18 protein-coding genes are annotated in these 20,029 nt (G+C 44.9%); 9 read left to right on the forward strand and 9 right to left on the reverse strand.

Translation table 11 applies throughout. From position 1 onward, the window contains the following. From AB4307_RS08810 to AB4307_RS08820, 3 genes are all read left to right on the forward strand, one after another. Positions 1–1,086, forward strand: coding sequence for an efflux RND transporter periplasmic adaptor subunit (locus AB4307_RS08810; protein ID WP_372131663.1), 1,086 nt, complete (start codon positions 1–3; stop codon positions 1,084–1,086). Beyond that, a complete protein-coding gene (locus AB4307_RS08815; RefSeq protein ID WP_108208853.1) occupies positions 1,079–4,189 on the forward strand; it encodes an efflux RND transporter permease subunit in 3,111 nt (1,036 codons plus the stop codon). The genes AB4307_RS08810 and AB4307_RS08815 overlap by 8 nt, the downstream gene beginning before the upstream one ends. 76 nt (positions 4,190–4,265) lie before the next feature. Further along, the gene (locus AB4307_RS08820; protein WP_372131665.1) at positions 4,266–4,832 is read left to right on the forward strand and encodes a DNA-3-methyladenine glycosylase I; all 567 of its coding nucleotides are present in this window, start codon (positions 4,266–4,268) and stop codon (positions 4,830–4,832) included. Between the two features lie 244 nt (positions 4,833–5,076). Here AB4307_RS08820 and AB4307_RS08825 read toward each other — a convergent pair whose 3' ends face one another. Together AB4307_RS08825 and cls are read right to left on the reverse strand one after the other, a co-directional pair. Beyond that, entirely contained in the window at positions 5,077–6,261 is a 1,185-nt protein-coding gene (locus AB4307_RS08825) for a cystathionine beta-lyase (RefSeq protein ID WP_017065338.1), read from the reverse strand. A 182-nt stretch (positions 6,262–6,443) separates the two neighbouring features. Further along, positions 6,444–7,898 (reverse strand): cardiolipin synthase, encoded by a 1,455-nt coding sequence (cls, locus tag AB4307_RS08830; protein WP_372131667.1) that lies wholly within the window; start codon positions 7,896–7,898, stop codon positions 6,444–6,446. A 366-nt stretch (positions 7,899–8,264) separates the two neighbouring features. Between cls and AB4307_RS08835 the strand changes: the two genes are divergently transcribed. The 4 genes from AB4307_RS08835 to AB4307_RS08850 all read left to right on the forward strand — a co-directional run bounded on the left by AB4307_RS08835 (position 8,265) and on the right by AB4307_RS08850 (position 13,319). Then, the gene (locus AB4307_RS08835) at positions 8,265–9,698 is read left to right on the forward strand and encodes a sodium-dependent transporter (protein WP_050543975.1); all 1,434 of its coding nucleotides are present in this window, start codon (positions 8,265–8,267) and stop codon (positions 9,696–9,698) included. A gap of 166 nt (positions 9,699–9,864) precedes the next feature. After that, complete coding sequence (locus tag AB4307_RS08840) at positions 9,865–11,481, forward strand: methyl-accepting chemotaxis protein (RefSeq protein ID WP_372131669.1); 1,617 nt, start codon at positions 9,865–9,867, stop codon at positions 11,479–11,481. 177 nt (positions 11,482–11,658) lie between these two features. After that, positions 11,659–12,357, forward strand: coding sequence for a TIGR01621 family pseudouridine synthase (locus AB4307_RS08845; RefSeq protein ID WP_017060318.1), 699 nt, complete (start codon positions 11,659–11,661; stop codon positions 12,355–12,357). Between the two features lie 8 nt (positions 12,358–12,365). After that, a complete protein-coding gene (locus AB4307_RS08850; protein WP_017068057.1) occupies positions 12,366–13,319 on the forward strand; it encodes a class I SAM-dependent methyltransferase in 954 nt (317 codons plus the stop codon). A 93-nt stretch (positions 13,320–13,412) separates the two neighbouring features. Here AB4307_RS08850 and AB4307_RS08855 read toward each other — a convergent pair whose 3' ends face one another. From AB4307_RS08855 to AB4307_RS08875, 5 genes are all read right to left on the reverse strand, one after another. Beyond that, the gene (locus AB4307_RS08855) at positions 13,413–14,030 is read right to left on the reverse strand and encodes a CDP-alcohol phosphatidyltransferase family protein (protein ID WP_017060320.1); all 618 of its coding nucleotides are present in this window, start codon (positions 14,028–14,030) and stop codon (positions 13,413–13,415) included. Beyond that, entirely contained in the window at positions 14,020–14,670 is a 651-nt protein-coding gene (locus tag AB4307_RS08860) for an ABC transporter ATP-binding protein (RefSeq protein ID WP_017065359.1), read from the reverse strand. The genes AB4307_RS08855 and AB4307_RS08860 overlap by 11 nt, the downstream gene beginning before the upstream one ends. After that, positions 14,636–16,336, reverse strand: a complete 1,701-nt coding sequence (locus AB4307_RS08865; protein ID WP_372111032.1) for an ABC transporter permease — start codon at positions 16,334–16,336, stop codon at positions 14,636–14,638. Before AB4307_RS08865 ends, AB4307_RS08860 begins: the two co-directional genes overlap by 35 nt. Positions 16,337–16,341: 5 nt before the next feature. Continuing rightward, entirely contained in the window at positions 16,342–17,508 is a 1,167-nt protein-coding gene (locus tag AB4307_RS08870; protein ID WP_017060323.1) for an ABC transporter substrate-binding protein, read from the reverse strand. A gap of 428 nt (positions 17,509–17,936) precedes the next feature. Continuing rightward, on the reverse strand, positions 17,937–18,383 hold the full coding sequence (locus tag AB4307_RS08875) for an META domain-containing protein (protein WP_004734625.1): 447 nt from the start codon (positions 18,381–18,383) through the stop codon (positions 17,937–17,939). Between the two features lie 188 nt (positions 18,384–18,571). Here AB4307_RS08875 and AB4307_RS08880 point away from each other — a divergent pair, with 188 nt between their 5' ends. Together AB4307_RS08880 and AB4307_RS08885 are read left to right on the forward strand one after the other, a co-directional pair. Continuing rightward, positions 18,572–18,835 carry a DUF1289 domain-containing protein gene (locus tag AB4307_RS08880; RefSeq protein WP_017060324.1) on the forward strand — a complete coding sequence of 88 codons (264 nt, stop codon included), beginning with the start codon at positions 18,572–18,574 and terminating at the stop codon, positions 18,833–18,835. A gap of 109 nt (positions 18,836–18,944) precedes the next feature. Next, on the forward strand, positions 18,945–19,112 hold the full coding sequence (locus AB4307_RS08885) for a hypothetical protein (protein WP_017060325.1): 168 nt from the start codon (positions 18,945–18,947) through the stop codon (positions 19,110–19,112). 57 nt (positions 19,113–19,169) lie between these two features. Here the strand turns inward: AB4307_RS08885 and AB4307_RS08890 are convergent, their stop codons facing one another. Together AB4307_RS08890 and AB4307_RS08895 are read right to left on the reverse strand one after the other, a co-directional pair. Further along, the gene (locus AB4307_RS08890) at positions 19,170–19,472 is read right to left on the reverse strand and encodes a thiamine-binding protein (RefSeq protein ID WP_017065764.1); all 303 of its coding nucleotides are present in this window, start codon (positions 19,470–19,472) and stop codon (positions 19,170–19,172) included. Between the two features lie 127 nt (positions 19,473–19,599). Beyond that, positions 19,600–19,821 carry a hypothetical protein gene (locus AB4307_RS08895; protein WP_017057116.1) on the reverse strand — a complete coding sequence of 74 codons (222 nt, stop codon included), beginning with the start codon at positions 19,819–19,821 and terminating at the stop codon, positions 19,600–19,602. Between the last annotated feature and the right edge of the window lie 208 nt (positions 19,822–20,029).

A 20,029-nucleotide genomic window follows, 5' to 3' on the forward strand; every position in this document is an offset into this window, starting at 1 on the left:
ATGAAAACAGTTAAAGTGGCCGCTGGACTGTCGTGCTTGGCTTTACTTACGGCTTGTGAAGATAAACAAGTTGTAGAAGTGAATAACACGCCCTTGGTTAAAGCTATCGAGATTTCAGTCATCGACTTTAGCGACAAACTCTATTTCCCTGCGGTTGCAAACGCTGCCGAGAAGGCTCATCTCAGCTTTCGAGTCGCTGGTGAAATCAATAAGCTTGATGTGAAAGAAGGTGAGCGTGTTTCACGAGGAGACATCATTGCAGAGCTTGACCCTACCGATTATCAACTGGATGTCGACAATGCTCAGGCGCGTTACACGGTAATTAACAGTCAATACAGACGTTCAAGTCCGCTAGTGAAGAAAGGTTTATTGGCGAAGTCACAGTTTGATGAAATTGCTGCTCAACGCCAGATCGCTTATGCCGAACTGGAGCTCGCAAAACTGCGCTTGTCGTTCACTAAGCTTCGTGCCCCTGTTGATGGGATCATTTCTCGTGTCAGTGTTGATCAATATGAAAATATTCAGGTAGGCCAGCAGGTCGTGAACATTCACAGTGTCGAAGATGTTGAGGTTGTTATCCAACTGCCTGACCAGATTTACGTGAATCAGCCTAGCGAACAGCTGTTATCGAATGTTGAGGCTGTGGTAAGAGTACCCAGTGGCAATGAATACACGGCGGCTATTAAGGAGTTCACCACTGAACCTGACCCAAGCACGGGCACGTTCACGGTGACGCTTGCTCTACCTATGCCGGAAGATGATTTAATTCTGGATGGTATGGCCGTTGAGGTGACGTCAAATGGGCGAGATATCGGCTTGGAGTTAAAAGCTGGGGTACTTATCCCAATCGAAGCTGTGTTTAATGCGGATGGCGATGATTTAACGCGCCAGAACTCTTATGTATGGGTGCTTAACGACGACAAGACAGTCTCGAAACAACAAGTCGTGTTAGGAAAAGCAAACCAGGAAACATTGCAGGTAGTGAAAGGATTGGAAATGGGGCAGCATGTCGTTGTTGCAGGCGTATCGCGATTGCGAGATGGGATGACAGTGGAAGTATTGTCTCAGGAGACGAACAATGAGTGAAGTAAATAACAAGCCCCAAAATGACGATCAACAGGGTGATGATCAGATCACAGGTGTTGCTTCTTACTTTATACGTAACAAAGTCATTAGCTGGATGCTATCTCTGATCTTTCTTATTGGTGGTGTCTCTGCCTTTTTCGGCTTGGGTCGTTTAGAAGATCCTGCCTTTACTATCAAAGATGCGATGGTTGTGACTTCATACCCGGGGGCAACGCCTCAGCAGGTGGAAGAAGAAGTTACCTACCCACTAGAGAAAGCGATTCAACAGCTTACCTATGTCGACGAAGTGAACTCTATTTCAAGCCGTGGCCTGTCTCAGGTAACGGTAACGATGAAGAACAACTACGGCCCAGACGATCTTCCGCAAATTTGGGATGAACTTCGCCGAAAAGTGAATGATCTTAAGGTTGAACTGCCACCTGGGGTCAATGATCCTCAAGTCATTGATGACTTCGGTGACGTTTACGGGATCTTGCTTGCGGTGACGGGTGATGGTTATAGCTACAAAGAGCTGCTGGATTACATTGATTATCTAAGGCGAGAGCTGGAGTTGGTTGATGGGGTCAGTAAGGTCTCTGTTTCTGGTCAACAACAAGAGCAAGTATTCATTGAGATATCGATGAAGCGGATAAGCTCTCTGGGTCTGTCTCCAAGCACGGTATTTAACCTTTTATCGACTCAAAATATTGTATCAAGTGCAGGAGCAGTAAGGATTGGTGATGAATATATTCGAATCCATCCAACGGGTGAGTTCCAGAACGTTGAACAGCTTGGAGATTTGATTCTTACGGAAGGTGGCGCTCAAGGGCTTATCTATCTAAAAGATGTGGCGAATGTAACTCGTGGTTACGTTGAGGTACCGAGTAACATCATTGGTTATAACGGCGAACTCGCGCTTAACCTGGGTGTCTCTTTTGCGCAAGGCGTGAACGTGGTCGCAGTGGGTGAAGACTTTGATCGAAGACTCGCCGAGCTTAAATATCAACAACCCGTCGGTATCGACATCTCCGAGGTTTATAACCAACCTAAAGAGGTGAACAAGTCGGTAAGCGGATTTGTGGTGAGTTTAGGGCAGGCGGTTGCGATCGTAATCGTGGTGTTACTGTTCTTCATGGGAGTACGATCGGGTCTGTTGATTGGTTTGATACTGCTATTGACCGTATTCGGCACCTTTATTTTCATGCAGTACTTCAAAATCGACCTTCAACGTATTTCACTGGGCGCGTTGGTTATTGCCTTGGGGATGCTGGTGGATAATGCCATTGTGGTGGTGGAGGGGATATTGATCGGCACGCAGAAGGGGCGAACCCGGATGCAGGCCGCCACTGATATCGTGACCCAAACCAAATGGCCACTGCTTGGCGCAACGGTGATTGCGGTCACCGCGTTTGCTCCAATTGGTTTGTCTGAAGATTCAACGGGCGAATACTGTGGCACTTTGTTCACGGTGCTATTGATTTCATTGATGCTGAGTTGGTTTACTGCCATCTCGATCACGCCGTTTTTTGCCGATATCTTCTTCAGAGGACAGAAGGTTGATCCCGATAACGAAGGCAAAGATCCATACAACGGGATGGTTTTTGTTATCTATAAAAACTTCCTTGAGTTCTGTATGAAACGCGCGTGGCTAACCATGATCGTTCTGGTGATTGGTTTAGGTGCGAGTGTGTACGGTTTTGGCTTTGTGAAACAAGCATTCTTCCCATCTTCAACTACTCCGATGTTCCAAGTGGATGTTTGGATGCCAGAAGGTACGGATATTCGAGCAACTAATACCAAGTTGAGAGTGCTTGAGAGTTGGTTGTCGGAACAAAGTGAAGTTGAACATATCACGACCACGGCCGGTAAAGGTCTGCAGCGTTTCATGTTGACCTACTCACCCGAGAAGAGTTATAGCGCGTATGGCGAAATCACGGTTCGTGTGACAGATTATCAGGTACTTGAAGGGCTGATGCGTCGCTTCCGTGAACACGTTGACAGTCAGTTCCCTGAAATTGATTACAAACTTAAGCAAATTGAATTAGGCCCTAGTGGCGGTGCGAAAATTGAGGCTCGAATCGTCGGTTCAGACCCAACCGTGCTACGTTCAATCGCAGCTCAAGTTATGGACATCATGCGTGCTGATGACGGAGCATTTAACGTTCGTCATGATTGGCGTGAAAGAACTAAGGTATTAGAGCCTCAGTTCAATGAAAGCCAAGCGCGTCGTTATGGTATTACCAAGTCTGACGTTGATGATTTCCTAGCGATGTCTTTCTCTGGTAAGTCGATTGGTGTGTATCGTGATGGTACTACGTTGATGCCTATTGTGGCTCGTTTACCTGAAGATGAGCGAGTTGATATTCGCAACATCGAAGGTATGAAGATTTGGAGCCCGGCATTAAGCGAATATATTCCGTTGCAGCAAGTGACGCTTGGCTACGAATTGGAATGGGAAGATCCACTTATCATCCGTAAGAACCGTAAGCGTATGCTGACGGTAATGGCCGACAACGACCTATTGGGTGAAGAAACGGCTTCGACGTTACAGAAACGCTTACAGCCACAAATTGAAGCGATTGAGATGCCACCGGGTTATTCGTTGGAGTGGGGTGGTGAATATGAGTCATCTGCTGATGCACAAGCGTCTCTGTTTACCACTATGCCGATGGGTTACCTGTTCATGTTCTTGATTACCGTGTTCTTGTTCAACTCGGTCAAAGAACCGCTAATTGTTTGGCTAACGGTTCCATTAGCGCTAATCGGGGTAACGACAGGCTTATTAGCCTTGAATACACCATTTGGCTTCATGGCATTGCTAGGCTTCTTGAGTTTATCCGGGATGCTACTTAAGAACGGTATCGTACTGCTTGACCAAATTGAGATTGAGATGAAGTCCGGTAAAGATCCATATGTAGCGGTTGTTGATGCGGCACTGAGTCGTGTTCGTCCGGTATGTATGGCTGCGATCACCACCATTCTTGGTATGATCCCTCTACTACCGGACATCTTCTTTAAACCAATGGCAGTAACCATCATGTTTGGTTTAGGCTTTGCGACTGTACTCACGCTAATCGTAGTACCTGTGCTGTATCGTTTATTCCATAAAATTGAAGTGGCTTAACGTCAACTAACCTTTGAAATAATGCCCCTAATTGGGGCATTATTTTTATGTACGATTACTAAAAGAGACTATCGAAATGGAAGCGAATACAGTGGATAGAACGTGTGCATGGGCGCTTAAACATGAGCTTGAAAGGGAGTACCACGACGCAGAGTGGGGAGTGCCTGTTTATGATGACCAAGTTCTGTTTGAGTTCATTACTTTAGAAGGCGCTCAGGCGGGTCTTAGCTGGATTACGATCCTTAAAAAGCGTGAAGGCTATCGTGCTGCATTTGATAATTACGATTTAAACAAGCTAGCTGAGTTGAATGAAGACAACGTGCCTCATATCATTGAAAACTTCGATGTGGTTAAGCATAAGGGCAAGATCGCCTCTGTATACGGTAATGCTCGAGCAACACTTGAACTCCAGAAAGAGTTTGGCTCTTTATCAAATGCTTTGTGGCAATTTGTCGATAACAAGGTGATAGAAAACAACTGGACTGAGATGTCTCAAGTTCCCGCTTCTACCGAGCAATCTAAAGCAATGAGTAAGTTTTTGAAAAAAAGAGGCTTTAAGTTTGTAGGGGAAACAATCTGTTACGCGTTTATGCAAGCGACAGGTATGGTTAATGATCATTTAGTCGGTTGCCCACACAAATAAAGTGTTATTTATTTCAGCGGAACAATCACTTAGAAATTGAAAAATTCATAGCCATTTTTTCATCGCTCTGAGATCTTTAAGTGGATGTGCTTTAAGGTTCAATATTGGCTTTGAAAGCTTCTGGACTATGAGCGGTTTGTATTATGAGCTGAAGTATCTGAATATGAGTATTTTGAGTTATGCTTTAAACAGAAAAAGGCAGGAATATCCTGCCTTTTTTGCATATTAGACCTATCGTCTCAGATTAAATCAGAGCGCTATAACGTTCTAATCCCGCCTCTAGATCAGCAATCAGGTCATCAACATCTTCTAACCCAATATGAACACGTATCAAGGTACCTTCGAAATTAGGATTGGCAACAGTTCTCAAGCTGTCAAAACTGCTTGGTTCGTTAGCTAGAATCAAACTTTCAAATCCACCCCAAGAGTAACCCATACTAAAATGTGTCATTCCATCAAGTAACGCTGTCGTCGCTTTGATATTAGAGTTGTTTAGTACAAAAGAGAACAAGCCATTACCGCCAGTAAAATCTCGTTTGAAGAATTCATGGCCTGGGCAAGACTCAAGAGCAGGGTGACGAACGTGGTTAACTTCAGGACGAGTCTCTAACCATTTTGCGACCTTCAAGCTGCTTTCTGCGTGTTGGCGTAGACGCACATCAAGAGTACGAATGCCGCGAAGCCCTAAATAAGCATCATCAGGTGAGACACATTGCCCCATCAAGTAACTTTGCTCTCTTAGTTGATCCCAGCATTTCTCATTGGCGACTGCCGTACCTAGCATCACATCAGAGTGACCCACGATGTATTTGGTCGCTGCTTGAATCGAGATATCAACACCAAAATCAAACGGTGAGAAGTTCACGCCAGCCGCCCAAGTATTGTCTAGCATAACGATGATGTCATGTTCATGAGCGATACGCGCTAGTGTTGGAATATCCTGCACTTCCATGGTGACAGAGCCTGGAGACTCAGTAAACAGCACCTTAGTGTTTGGCTTGATAAGGTCTTGGATACCTTCACCAATCGTTGGCTCGTAGTAAGTTGTCTCTACCCCCATCTTTTTCATGATGGTGTCACAGAAATCACGAGTAGGTTCGTAGCAGGTGTCAACCATTAAAATATGATCACCTGTTTCTACAAAAGAGAGAATGGCATTCGAAATTGCTGCTGTACCACACGGGTACAGTGCACAACCCGCGCCGCCTTCTACTTCAACCATCGCATCTTGGAAGGCAAAATGAGTGTTGGTTCCACGACGTCCGTAAAAAAGGGTCTTGTTAGCGCGGTTAATCGTAGCTTTACGCTTCTCTTCTACTGAGTTAAATACGACAGTTGAAGCGCGTTGTACTGGTGGGTTAACAACACCATTGGTCCACTTCTTATCACGACCGGCAGTGATAAGTTTAGTGGTTTTGTTCTCGGACATGCTGTGAATTCCTTATCAATCGGTTATGTCCTATTTAAAACATGCCAAGAGTGTTCAAAGCAAGAGCGGAGCGGGGATTTTTGCGCTTTTCTTACGATTTTTAACCTTTCACTCAGTTAACAGTGAAAGGTTAAAAATGATCGATGGGGAAACAACGAGCCATAATCGACTCATTGCTGGAATTATAGGAGTGGGTTGAACAAGTAGAACAGCCTCTCAAAGAAGCGATTACTAAGGTTTCTTTGCTCCCACTGTTCTAACTCTACAGAGTGGGATGAAGAGATATAAGATTTCTGCAGCTCAGACAGTTTTTGCGTGAAATGCACATCATCCACAGCCAGAGTCACTTCAAAGTTGAGCCACAAACTGCGCATGTCGATATTGACGGTTCCGATCAAGCAAAACTCTTCATCGATCACTACCGATTTGGTATGAAGAAGGCCACCGTAAAATTCATAGATCTTCACGCCAGCTTCAAGCAACTCGGTATAAAACGCACGAGAAGCCCATTTAACCATTAGTGAATCGTTATTGTGTGGAATGATCAGTTCTACAGTTACGCCGCGTTGAGCTGTCATCTTAAGTGTTTCGAGTAAGTCAGCACTTGGCACAAAATAAGGTGTAGTAATACGTACAGAATGATTCGCTTGATTGATGGCGATGGTCAGTACTTGTAAGATCAAATATTCCGGCATGCCAGGGCCAGACGGCACTACTTGAACCGGATGATGTGTCATGATTTCTTCAACTGGGCATTCAGGTATATCAGGGAGAATGCGTTCACCAGTCTCAACTTCCCAATCCCAGCCATGAATAGCGGATAACACATTAACGGTTGGCCCAGTCACTCTGACCATTACATCAATCCACTGACCAACGCCGGAACTTTGTTTGAAGTGAGCAGGATCGACCATGTTCATTGAACCCGTATAGGCGATAGTCTCGTCAATCACAATGATTTTGCGGTGTTGTCTTAAATCTAGGCGACGTAAAAAAATACGCCATGGGCTCACTTCTAGTGCTTGTACGACTTGAACGCCTGCGTCCTTCATCATTGACTGCCAGTGGCTTTTGAAAAAGCGAGGGCTACCGGCTGAATCGAGCAAAACTTTAACATCTACGCCACGTTTTGCAGCGCGAATCAGCGCAGAGGCAACCGAATCGGTCAGGCCACCTGGATGCCAAATATAGAAAACCATCTTGATACTGGTTTGTGCATTTTCTATATCTTCGATAATTGCGTGTAGGATCTCGTTTGGTGAAGATTGCAGCGATAGAGTGTTTCCACTGAGTGCAGGGATGCCCATTCGATTGTTACAAAGCTCGTCAATCTTATGGATAGGGGAGCCGACTTTCCCTGGTTGGTGAAGTTGGCAATCATTCAATTGACGGAACCAGTCGCCGAAAGGGGTAAACATACGATGAGCGCGTTCAGCCCTTTTTCTGCCTAGGTTTAGCTCACCAAAAAGGAAGTAACAAGCTACACCAACAATCGGGATAATGTAGATAACCATTAGCCAAGCAAGAGAAACGCTGACAGAGCGTCGTTTTAGTACAACACGAAACGTCACACCGGCTACGAGAACCCAGTACAAAACAACAGAGGCCAAAGTTAAAAAATGATAAAGCTTATCCACATTGAATACTCGAAAAAAGAGACACTTAGATAGTAATGCTATTTAACGGATATGGGAATTTAAGGAATCAACTATTTACAAAATAGAGCAAAAGATGTAAATAGGTTAAAGTTGTTAATTTTTGGTCAACTTAAGAAGAAAACGATTGTTTTGTATGAAAAGTCGGCATTTAACCATAAAAATTTACATCTTTAACGAAATTTGTACGGTATGCTCTTCCAATTTTATTCTTAAACTGGTTTACTTGCTAGACAACGAGCGTCAATCAAATCTTTTAGGTGTGTAAATTTATTTATACACCTTCCTTTTAAAGACGCCACCCAAAGCAAAACACAACATCACATAACACAAAAGTTTGGAGTACACGTGGCTACTAGTAATACAACCACAACACCCCGCGATACCTGGGGTTCGAAGTTAGGATTCGTAATGGCTGCAGCAGGTTCTGCTGTTGGCTTAGGTAACATTTGGAAATTCCCATACACAGCAGGCGAAAGTGGCGGTGGTGCATTCGTTGCCATTTACCTGTTTTTTGTAATTTTTATTGGTTTCAGTGTCATGCTGACTGAATTTGCGATTGGCCGTCATACGCAAAAATCAGCAGTAGGTGCATTTAAAACAACTGACCGTCGTTGGACGTTCGCTGGCGTTATCGGCGTATTCAGTGGTCTACTTATCATGGGTTTCTACCCAGTAGTAGGCGGTTGGTCAATCGCATACATCGGTAAAATTGCAGGTGGTCTTCTAGACGCACCAGAAGCAATTGGTGATAGCTTTGGTGGCTTTATCTCAAACCCAGTTCAACCACTAATGTGGATGGGCTTATACCTACTACTTAACGTTGTTATCGTTATGAAAGGTATCTCTGGTGGTATTGAGAAAGCAGGTAAGATTCTGATGCCGCTTCTTTTCATTATCCTTATTGTAGTATCAATCAAAGGCATTATGCTTCCGGGCGCGATGGCTGGTCTTGAGTTCCTATTCAGTCCTGACTTCTCTAAAGTAGACAGCAATGTAATCCTAGCCGCTCTAGGTCAAGCATTCTTCTCTCTAAGTCTTGGTATGGGTTGTATGATGACATACGGTTCTTACCTTAAGAAGAAAGAGAACCTAGTTCAGACAACAGCAATGGTAACCGCAATGGATACTGGTGTTGCTATTCTAGCTGGTGTTGCAATGTTCCCTGCAATGTTCGCGTTCGGTATGGAACCTGCAGCGGGCCCTGGTTTAGTATTCGTTGTTGTTCCTCAGCTATTCGCTGAAATGGGCGGCGTAATCGGTCTTCTATTTGCTCTTATGTTCTTCGTTGGTTTGAGTGTTGCGGCACTAACATCTTCAGTATCTCTACTTGAAGTTGTGGTTTCTTACCTAATCGATGAGAAAGGCATGAAGCGTGTAACAGCGGTACTGTCTGCAAGTGTTGTAATGGCGATTCTATGTATCTTCGCTTCTCTATCACTTGGCGGCTTCGGTCCAACACTGTTTGATACTGGCGCGTTCGACATTTTCGACCTACTAACGGATAAGATTTTCCTAGCGGTTGGCGGTATGTTGGTATGTATCTTCGCTGGTTGGAGACTAAACCGTGCAGACCTAGAGAAAGAAATCACTAACGACGGTGAAGTCTCTTTCCCACTATTTGGTCTATGGTACACACTAGTTAAGTACATCATCCCTGTAGCTATCGCAATCGTTGCGTTCATGGGTATCTCTTCTGGCTTCGATAGCGGTAAAGGTGCAATCATGCTACTAGGTATTGGTATCATTGCTGGTTTTGCGCTGATTTCTAAGAAGTTCTAATCGCAAGATAAAGTAATTTGATAAACGGGAGCTCATTAGCTCCCGTTTTTTTATGTCTGGAACTTAATTATCTAAGAAAAATAACCATTAAAGGTATCCGTCTGATAGCCGATATAAATGGAACGAATAGCTGTTAGAGCTATATTTTGATTTAGGTAGGTGTTGTTTGAAATTGTCAGTGAGAAAGAAACTGTATGCCGGTTTTGGCTCTATATTGGCGGTGCTTGTCACGTTAGTCGGTATTGTATGGATGGAAGTTATTGGCGCTCATAAGAGCGCCGATGAGATTAGATTAGATGATGTACCGGGTACCGTTACCTACCTTGTTTTGATCGATGAAGCTGGAGATGTCTATCGAGATGCTCTGGGTGCAATCACTCTGGTCGATAATGCACTCAATGATTATCGAACCAACAAGAACGAATTTGCTCAAGCTATCGAGCAGGCTAAGCGTTTGGAGAGTAGAGGTTCGGAAGACCACCGCCGTATTCAGCGAATTGAAGACCTGATGGGGCGTTTCACTCAAGAGTTTGAATCAAAGCTTGTGCCGAAGATCAATGATGAAGCTGCGCTACTAGCCAATATTCAACAGCTACGATCTTTGTATGAGAGCAATCTTATCCCTATTGAGAACTTACTGGATCAAGCGTCAGCAAGTGAGCGCGCAGATACAGAACAGTCACTACTGACACTAACCGACACGTTTACTACCATCGAGCGCACCATCATGGTGTTGTCTGCTATTGCGATTGTCTTTGGTTGTGTGATTGCGTATCTATTGTCTAGCTCTATTACCAATCGTCTTACTCGTGTAGAACAAGTAGCACGACGTGTAGCAAATGGTGACCTAACGGCAGGCGACATTATTGATGATTCTGGTGATGAATTGGCTGAACTGGCTAAGTCGATTAACCAGATGCAGAAGTCGTTAGTGGACTTATTAGGTTCTATCTCTTCTGTGACCCATGAAGTTCAATCTGTTACGGGCGAACTATCTTCTATTAGTCAAGACATCGTAACGGGCGCTTCTGCTCAAGCTGATAAGGCCAACTTAATTGCAACGGCTGCTGAAGAGTTAAGCTTGACCATTTCAGAAGTGGCGCAGCAGGGCACGTCTACTTATGAAGAAGCACGTCGCTCAGAAACCTCTGCAGAAGATGGCCGCAACGTGATTGTTGAGATGGTGGCGAGTATTCAACAAGTGTCGACTCAAATGAGCGATATGTCGTTGCAAATGAATACTCTAGGTTCTCACGGTGAGCAGATTGGTAGCGTTATCAAGGTAATCGAAGACATTGCTGAGCAAACTAACCTGTTAGCTCTTAACGCTGCGATTGAGGCTGCGCGTGCAGGCGAGTTTGGTCGTGGTTTTGCTGTGGTAGCCGATGAAGTGCGAGCGCTAGCAGAAAGAACAACCAAAGCGACACGAGAAGTCTCGGGCATCATTCAATCGATTCAATCGGGCACTCAAGAAGCGGTGACTTACACTCAAGATAACTGTCGTTTAGTTGAGATTGGTGTTGAGCAAAGCTCAGGTGCTGTTTCGGCTCTAGAAGCGATTGTGAGCGGTGCGGGCAATGTACAAAGCATGGTTAACTCTATTGCGACTGCGGCAGAAGAACAGACGGCTGTGACCAAAGAAATTGCAGCGGACATTACCGCGATTAGCGATATCTCTGAGCAATCTCTGCAGCTAGCAACTCGTAGCTCCGAAAATACATCAGGCTTGAACGCTAAGGTTGCTGAGCTAGAAGCATTAGTTGGTAAGTTTAAACTGGGGTAAAGCGGTAGCTTGGTTCTATTTACCTATTGGTAATCGAGTAAAGACCACGCACTGATCGCTAGTTGCTGAAAAGAAGCCCAACGATTCAATATTTATTGAGTGAGTTGGGCTTTTTCGTAGCTGGAATCTGGGTTCAGACGAGGTATACTCCACGTTCTACAATGGAGCTAGCCTTTAATGTTCGATATTCTTCTGAACCACTCTGATTTTTTACTTATCAATAAGCACCCTGGAGTCAGCGTCCACAAAGACGATGGCGATACCATGTTGCTTCAAGAAGTTGCTAAGGCAATTAATGAGCCTAAGCTGTATCTCGTTCATCGACTAGATAAAATGACTTCGGGCATTCTGCTGCTGGCAAAAAATGCGTCGGCGGCGAGCGAGCTTTCACAGCTATTTGCAAAGCGTGAAGTAGAGAAATACTACCTTGCGATCGGTTCTAAGAAGCCAAAGAAAAAGCAAGGTTTGATCTCAGGAGACATGGAGCGCTCACGACGCTCAAGTTGGAAACTTCTGACATCCAAAGAGAACCCTGCGATTACTCAGTTTTTATCAGCAACGGCTGAACCCGGTGAGCGTCTGCTGTTATGCAAACCCTATACGGGGCGAACTCACCAGATCCGTGTCGCGATGAAGTCGATCGGCTCAGCCATTGTTGGTGACCCTATTTATAATCCATCGAGTGAGGCTGACAGAGGTTATCTGCATGCCTTCGCGATTCGATTTGCCTATCAATCACAAGCCTACGAATATGTCTGCGATCCAAGAAGCCTAAACTCCTTGGGTGAGAAGTGGCATCAAGAAACCGTGTCGAACGGTTTGGACAGTTGGCTTGAACCTTGGTCATTAACTTGGCCAAAGCTAAACACTAAGTGAGTGAAATAATGGAAGCATCAGCTTTACCTCTGTTTTTTAGTCATATTGAACAGCAACTTAATGAAGTACCAAACGAACTACGCCGTATTTTCCACGGGCGCGGTAAGTTTTGGCCTGGTCTAGAGCAACTGACATGTGACTGGGTTGATGGACAGCTACTGGTTAACGTGTTTAAAGAAGTCGACGATGAATTCTTGTCATCTCTTAAAGCTGGATTGGTTGAACTCACCAACAAAGATATCTGGCAATCAAAGCAGGGCACAAGCATTGTTCTGCAACACCGTTATGCCGATGGTGCGCCTTCAGAGGTTCTATGGGGTGAGTTGAATGACTCTCCGGTTGTGGTTGAGCATGGCCTTAAGTACCAATTAGACATTGGCCGTAATCAGAACTTCGGTTTGTTCCTAGACATGCGTAATGGTCGTCAGTGGGTACAAGATAATGCCAAGGATAAGAACGTTCTTAACCTGTTTGCATACACTTGTGGTTTCTCTGTCGCGGCTATCGCTGGTGGCGCTCGTCAATGCATGAACGTGGACATGTCACGTGGCTCGCTAAACAAAGGTCGCGATAACCACCGTCTGAATGAACACGATATGCGCTCGGTTAACTTCCTTGGCTACGATATCTTTAAGTCGTGGGGGAAAATCAAGAAGGGTGGTCCTTACGAGCTCGTTATCATCGATCCACCTTCGTTCCAAAAAGGCAGCTTTGCTCTAACCAAAGATTACAAAAAAATCTTACGTCGTTTGCCTGAACTTCTAACTGAAGGCGGTGAAGTGATTGCGTGTGTGAACTCACCAGCAGTATCACCAAACTTCCTGATTGAGACGATGGCAGAAGAAGCACCAAGCGTTGAGTTCATTGAGCGTCTGGACAACCCGCCTGAGTTTGTCGATGTCGACCTTGATTCAAGCCTAAAGGTATTGAGGTTTAAAATCACGGCTTCAGCTGAAGCTTGATGTCATGATTTAGCGGGCATTATCCATACTAATATAGAAAACGCCGCTCACAATGAGCGGCGTTTTTATAGGTGCAAGAAACTAACTCATTTATTAACTAGCTTGGTTTTTTAGTGTCTGAAAACCAAAATAAATACGCATGAACGTGGTTAGCCAACAAGCTGCACCAAAGGTGTAAGCGATAACCGCAAAGTGTTGAGGCCAAATACAGAAAGCAATGAAACACGCGATGGTTTCTGTACCTTCGGTTAACCCCGACATGTAATAGAGAGACTTATGTTTATAGACTGGGTTTTCAATACCTCGCTTACCAGCCATAACCGCAAACGCTAAAAAGCTGCTGCCTGTGCCGATAAAAGAGAAAATCAAAAATGCACCGGCAATGGCGTTGTGTTCTGGGTTGGCAATGACAAATCCAAAAGGGATCAGCGAGTAGAATAGGAAATCTAGGCTGATATCGAGGAAACCGCCCGCATCACTAATGCCTTGGATTCGAGCCAAGGCTCCATCAAGCCCATCACATACTCTATTAAACACAATGAAGCCTAACGCCCACTCATATTGTTGAAATGCCAACGCTGGAAACGCTAAACACCCAATCAGAAATCCGAATAACGTGGTTTGATTGGCCGTGATACCCAATTGGTTTAGTAACTTAGCAGACTGATTTAATGGCCACTTAATGACCTTAATGGAGTACTTATCCAGCATGGTTACTTCTCCATGGCCAAGACAGTACTTCTGCCCCTTGAGGTACATCGGCTTCGTCGTGCGTGACCATTAATGTAGGGATATTCGCTTTGGTCAGCTGTTCGAAGACCCAATCGCGAAATTGTGCTCTGAGCTCTTGGTCTAACTTACTGAACGGTTCGTCAAGCAGGGCGAGTTTAGGCTTGGCTAACAACATACGAGTCAAGCTTATTCTTGCGCGTTGACCGCCGGATATTTGATCCGGGAAAGATTCAGCTAAGTGAGTTAGCTCTATGTCTTTTAGTGCAGCCATTGCTTGTTTTTGGCGAGCGGAACCTTTAACAGAGTTCGGTAACGAAAAGGCCAAGTTTTCCCATACTTTGAGGTGCGGAAACAACAAGTCATCTTGAAACAAAATACCGACTTCACGCTGATGTGATGGAAGCTCGTCGAGCTGAATATTGTTCAACACAACGGTGCCAGAGTACGAAAACTCTTCACTTAAGTGACCAGCAATCGCATCCAGTAAGGTCGACTTTCCGCAGCCACTCGGCCCCATCAAAGCCAGTATTTGGCCAGATTCTAATGTGACGTTTAGCGCTGAGAACAGCGAATCTCCATCGGTTTTACGGATGGCGAGGTCGTTGAGGTACAGACTCATTACTTAGGAAACCTTTAAAAGTAAGACGGCGATATCTGAGTTGAAGTCGGCTGACTAATATCGCTAAAGAGAAAAAGAATAGAGGCAATAGGGCCTGCCAAATGGCATAGATTGCTGTCACCCTGCGGTCGAAACCACTGGTAAGTGCAACGGCTTCTGTGGTGATCGTGCTAATACGGCCCGCGCCGAGCATTAATGTTGGAAGGTATTGGGCCAAACTCACGCTGATCCCGACCGCCCAAGCAAAGGCAATCGCAGGAAGCAAGATTGGTAGTTTGATCGAATACCAACTCTGAAATGGCGATTTACCTAGGCTCAGCGAGGCTTTAATCAACCCATCATTGAAGCTTTTCCACGGGCCATCCAAAGACAGATACACGAACGGGAAAGCAAAGAAAACATGCGCCCAAATCACCCAGAACTCATAGGCACTACTGCCGATGTAGAGGGTCGTGACTTGCATACCAAACAACACTGAAAGCTGTGGTATTAGCATTGGAATAGCGATAATGAAGCCCGGAACTTGCCACTTGTATTTGATTCTGTATTCGTGAGCCACCAGCGCAAGCAACAAAGCGACTGAAGCGGCAATCAGACCAATCCATAAGCTTTGACCCACAGTACTCATGATGGCATCCCACTCGAACTCCCAGAAGCGCATGCTGTAGCGGCTCGGCAGTAAATTAGGGAAGCGCCAACGCTGAGCAACGCTCCAAATTACCATTAAAGGAATGATCAGCAGTGAAAGGCTAGCAAGGACAGTGAATACCGTTTTCCCCGGAAGGTTTGCCCCTGTTCTTCCGGAATACTGCCAAGTTCGAAAGTACTTAAGAACCGCCCATTCAACTAAACGCGCCAAGGCGATGATCAACGAAGCTAAACCAAACAAAACGATGGCACCAGCAGCAGCTCGCGGAAGTAGGTTAAGATCCGGATCGTTGAACCATTGCCATACCAAAACGGCAAAGGTCGGCGGGTTGGTTGGGCCTATGATCAAAGCAATATCGACAACCGAGACACTGTAAGCGAGTACCGCCAGCATTGGGAAACGAAGCTTGGTAAACCATTGTGGGAAAATACATTTCCACCAGATCTGAGCGCGGCTGTAACCGAGCGATGCACTGACCTTGGTGATACGCTCTACATCAATTTGCTGAAGTATCGAAATGCTCATCAGCAATAAGAAGGGGACTTCTTTGAGTGCGAGCATAATAATTAAGCCGAACGCGTATGGGTCTTTCACCAATAACGCCAATTCAGAGCTGGTAGCCGATTCGCCGAGCAAGTGATGTACCGCTCTTGCGCCAAGCCCCGTTGGACTAAACAGAAAAGCAAAGCCGATAGCGAAAGCTACATGTGGAATGGCAAGCATTGGCGATAGCGTAAACTCAATCTTTCTCCAAAACTTGTTTCCCCAAGAGGCTTGAAGAATACAAAAGGTCAGGAAGCAGGCTATATAGCTGCTTGCAATTGCTGAACCTAGGCTTAAGCCAATAGAGTGCCAAGCCCCTTCCCATTGAAAGACTTGGCTAAAACCGTTGAGTGTCGGCTCCTCTAAACCAAGGGGCGGGATGAAACTCAGTGACGAAGCCACGACTCCCGCTACCCCAGGAATGGTCGGGATAATGCATACAGCTATAACAACAAAATATAGAGCGCGTAGCATGAAGACTAGTTACCGTATCGCTTAAGCCACTCTTTCTCGAGCGCGTTTTGCCAGCTAGGGTGTGGTTCATCAACCGATTTAAATTGCTGGGTGTTTTTAGCGCTGCCAGTCAGGTATTTGCTGCTCAGAACCGAAGGATCGCCCCAAACATTGAGGTCACCCTTGCGAGACTGTGCTTCCGGGCTCAATAAGAAGTTAATGGTCACTTGAGCACCTGCGGTTGCATTGGCATTCCAAGGAATCGCCAGGAAGTGAATGTTAGATAGAGCGCCGCTTTCTAGAGCATAAGCCTTAGTGGTTTCGGCTAAGCGACCACTGGCTTGTGCTGAATAAACAGAGTTTGGATTAAACGTAATCGCGAGATCGATCTGTCCGTCATCCAGAAGTTGGATGCTTTCCGATGTGCCTGCTGGGAATTGTTTGCCACCGCGCCAAGCCACTTTATGGAATTTATCTAAGTAAGCCCACAGTGGTGCCGTCACTTCTTGGAAGTTGTCTTCTGAAACCGGCTGAGCCAGTGCAGGGTTATTGTTTGTTAGTTCAATCAATAGAGACTTAATGAAGCTCGTGCCATGAAATTCTGGTGGGCGAGGGTAGCTTAAGCGATTTGGGAAAGCTTGAGCGTAGCTCAACATCTCTGAAAACGATTGTGGCGGGTTGTGTAGTGTCTCTTGATCGTGAATGAACACAAGTTGTCCCACGCCCCACGGTGCTTCCAAGCCTTCTGTCGGCTCTGAGAAATCAACATCAATCGGCAGAGACTTATCGACATACTGCCAATTTGGAAGTGACTCTGTAAATGGCCCAAACAATAGCGCGTTGTCTTTCATCGAGCGGAAGTTCTCGCCATTAATCCAGACGATATCGACGCTGCCTTCACTGTTCTTTCCTGCTGCTTTTTCAGCAAGCAGTCGAGTGGTGGTTTCCGCAATATCGGTCACTTTCACATGCTTTAACGTGACACCGTAGTCACTTTGTAATTTCTTGCCTGCCCACTGTAGGTAACGATTGATCTCTTGGCTTCCGCCCCAAGCGTGAAAGTAGACAGTTTCTCCCTCTGCCTGCTGTTCTATTTGGTTCCAGCTGTCGGTGGATGTTGCTTCATCAGCATAAATGGTTGCGCTGTATGCAACGGTTGCCATGATTCCTAACGTACTTACTATCTTGTTCATAAACTTTTCCATTTGGTAGTGAACGGGCAAGAGCATTGTATTTTCGAACTCCCTAGTGCGTATTGACCCTTCGTGGTTAACGAAAGATCAACATGCCCTAATAGTTATTCTATCTGTTTCTGAAATAAATTCTAATTCAACAGTAAATTCAATCAATTACTTGAGAATAAGCAGGGAGTTCGCGGTCGAGTTTTGTTCGATACGTAATCATCTCGAAAACTCGACAGACTCTAGGCTTTTGCCATCCTAGCAACAGACCGCTGAACCGTTGAATTTATTGCATCTAAATGAGAGATTTTTGAGGTTTATTGGAGGTTGGTACGAAAAGTCGGCGATGAGCGTCAATTTTGAAGAAGTAGTGAGGGCAAGCTGACAATAAAAAAGGAGCCATCAGGCTCCTTTAATCAGTATTTGGTTTCGATGACGGATTAGTTTACCCAGTCACGAATTGTGTACGTTAGCGTGTGTACATCGTTTTTCAGTACTAGCGTATCGTTTGTTAGCGTTACGTCGCTCCACTCGCTTAGAGTAGCAGAAACCGATTGTTCGATTTCCATCGCAGAGCCGTGACACATTTTCATTGTCATGCCCATTTGCTTGATACGGAATTGACCGTCTTTCAGCTCGCCTTGACCGAAGAAGTTGTTACAACCAGCCATGCCGTTTGCAGTCATCTTTTCGCCGATCTCTAGACGAGGAGCTGCTTGGTCTTCGCTTTTCACAATGTCCTTGCCATCAATTTGCGCAAGTTCCCAATTATGGTGCTGTAGATCGGTTGGTGTTACTTGCATCGCGTTGTCACCTGTTGTTGTGCATGCTGCTAGCATCATAGGTAAAGCGGCTACTGCTAGTAATTTTTTTGAACTAAACTTCATATTATAAGGCTCCAAAGGAAAGAACGAAGTTACCGGATAAGTGTAACTTGATGGGTTCAAAGTATAGTTTACAAAACACTATATGTGTCAGTATAAGGTCATAGTTTAGTATGGATTTCACGAGCCAGGCGACAAATTAATCGCTTATTTTTGAGAGAGTAAGCGTAATTTTGAATGTGTAAGGAGGCATGGTGGAGCAGTTAGAGTTTTTCCAAGTTCCAAGCCCTTGCGTTGGGGTTTGTTCAAGCGATGACAAAGGCTATTGCAACGGTTGTATGCGCAAGAGAGAAGAGCGCTTTAATTGGATGTCGATGACACCGTCAGAACAATTGCACGTGATAAAGCTGTGTCGTCAGCGCTATAGAAGAAAAATAATGAATCAAAAAAACTTGATTGGTAAGCAGGTCGATGAAGAGGGAAATACCAGTCCCCAAAGAGATCTTTTTGGCTAAAGAGGAAGTATTTAGATTTTATTTAACTCCGAAGTAACTATTACTTTACATAATGGTTGGGGTGTAATATTAAAGTAGGTACCTTTGTACCTGAAGGAGTGGTGTCGGTATGAATAAAAAGAACGTAAAAATCAAAAAAGAGCCAGTCAAAGCACTTGACCGAAAACCGATCGGGGCAAAAGATGACCCTGAAGAGACTCCGCGTGATTGGCATTCGATGTCAGAAGAAGAACGAATGGAAATCCTTTCTCACCTCTCAGACATGCCTTTCCAATAACACCACTGGTTCTTCAGAGCCTTTCTTAAAGCTCAGTTTTCAGAAACAAAAATGTGATTAAACAAACATGTGATTCGCTTTCGTTACACCACGATGGTACGTGCAAAATGTATCATCGGCCTCGGTGGTTTTACTGTGAATCTTAATGTTTGTGATCACTTCTACCGCCCCTGCATCGTAGCAAGCTTGTTCTGCTTTTTTAACGATATCGAGTAATTGGTTGAGTTCACCTTTCATCGTAGTTTCCATCGCACCGACTTGGAAAGGCACATCGGCAGCTTTCACAACTTCAATGGCTTTATCAACCACTTCGAAGTTGTTGCCTTCTTTAACGCGAGGTATCACTTGGAAGGCAACCATCACTTCTTTTTCTCTTTTTAACTCAGACACTTTCTGCTTACTCTAGGATAGGGAATTGTTGCAGATGATAGGTTAATTCGGAGACGAATTCTACAGCGATTATGCTGGTTGGATTACTCTCTTTGTCCTACTTGTTACCCCAGTGGTCACTTACCCAACCACCTATGTGCTCATCAAAATGACTGCCACTGAACCTCTGGTTGCGTTCAACCGAAGTATCACAATCATCTTTATTATCTATTAGGGTTTGTATGTAGTTTGCCATCGGGTCATTGGAACGTTGACGATCTCGGCGAGTTGCCACTTCCTTAATCAGTTGTAATCGATATGTAGAGCTAGCACGTTTCATTTCAATGACCTCCTGTTGTAGACACTAATAGAAAAATCTAGTTGCTAGATATAGGGGCGTCAACGTGATTTAAGAGTATTTTTTTTGAGCAACCAAGAATCAATACGTTGGCATCATAATTCACAAAAGTGTCATTTAAGTTGGCAACTTTAGGGAAGTTTTTGGGTGTGAATTTGTATTTTGTTGCATATAAAAAAGGTTCATCGCG

Origin of the sequence: Vibrio sp. 10N.261.52.C2 (assembly GCF_041471425.1) — a bacterium.
Classification (GTDB): Bacteria; Pseudomonadota; Gammaproteobacteria; order Enterobacterales; family Vibrionaceae; genus Vibrio; species Vibrio crassostreae_C.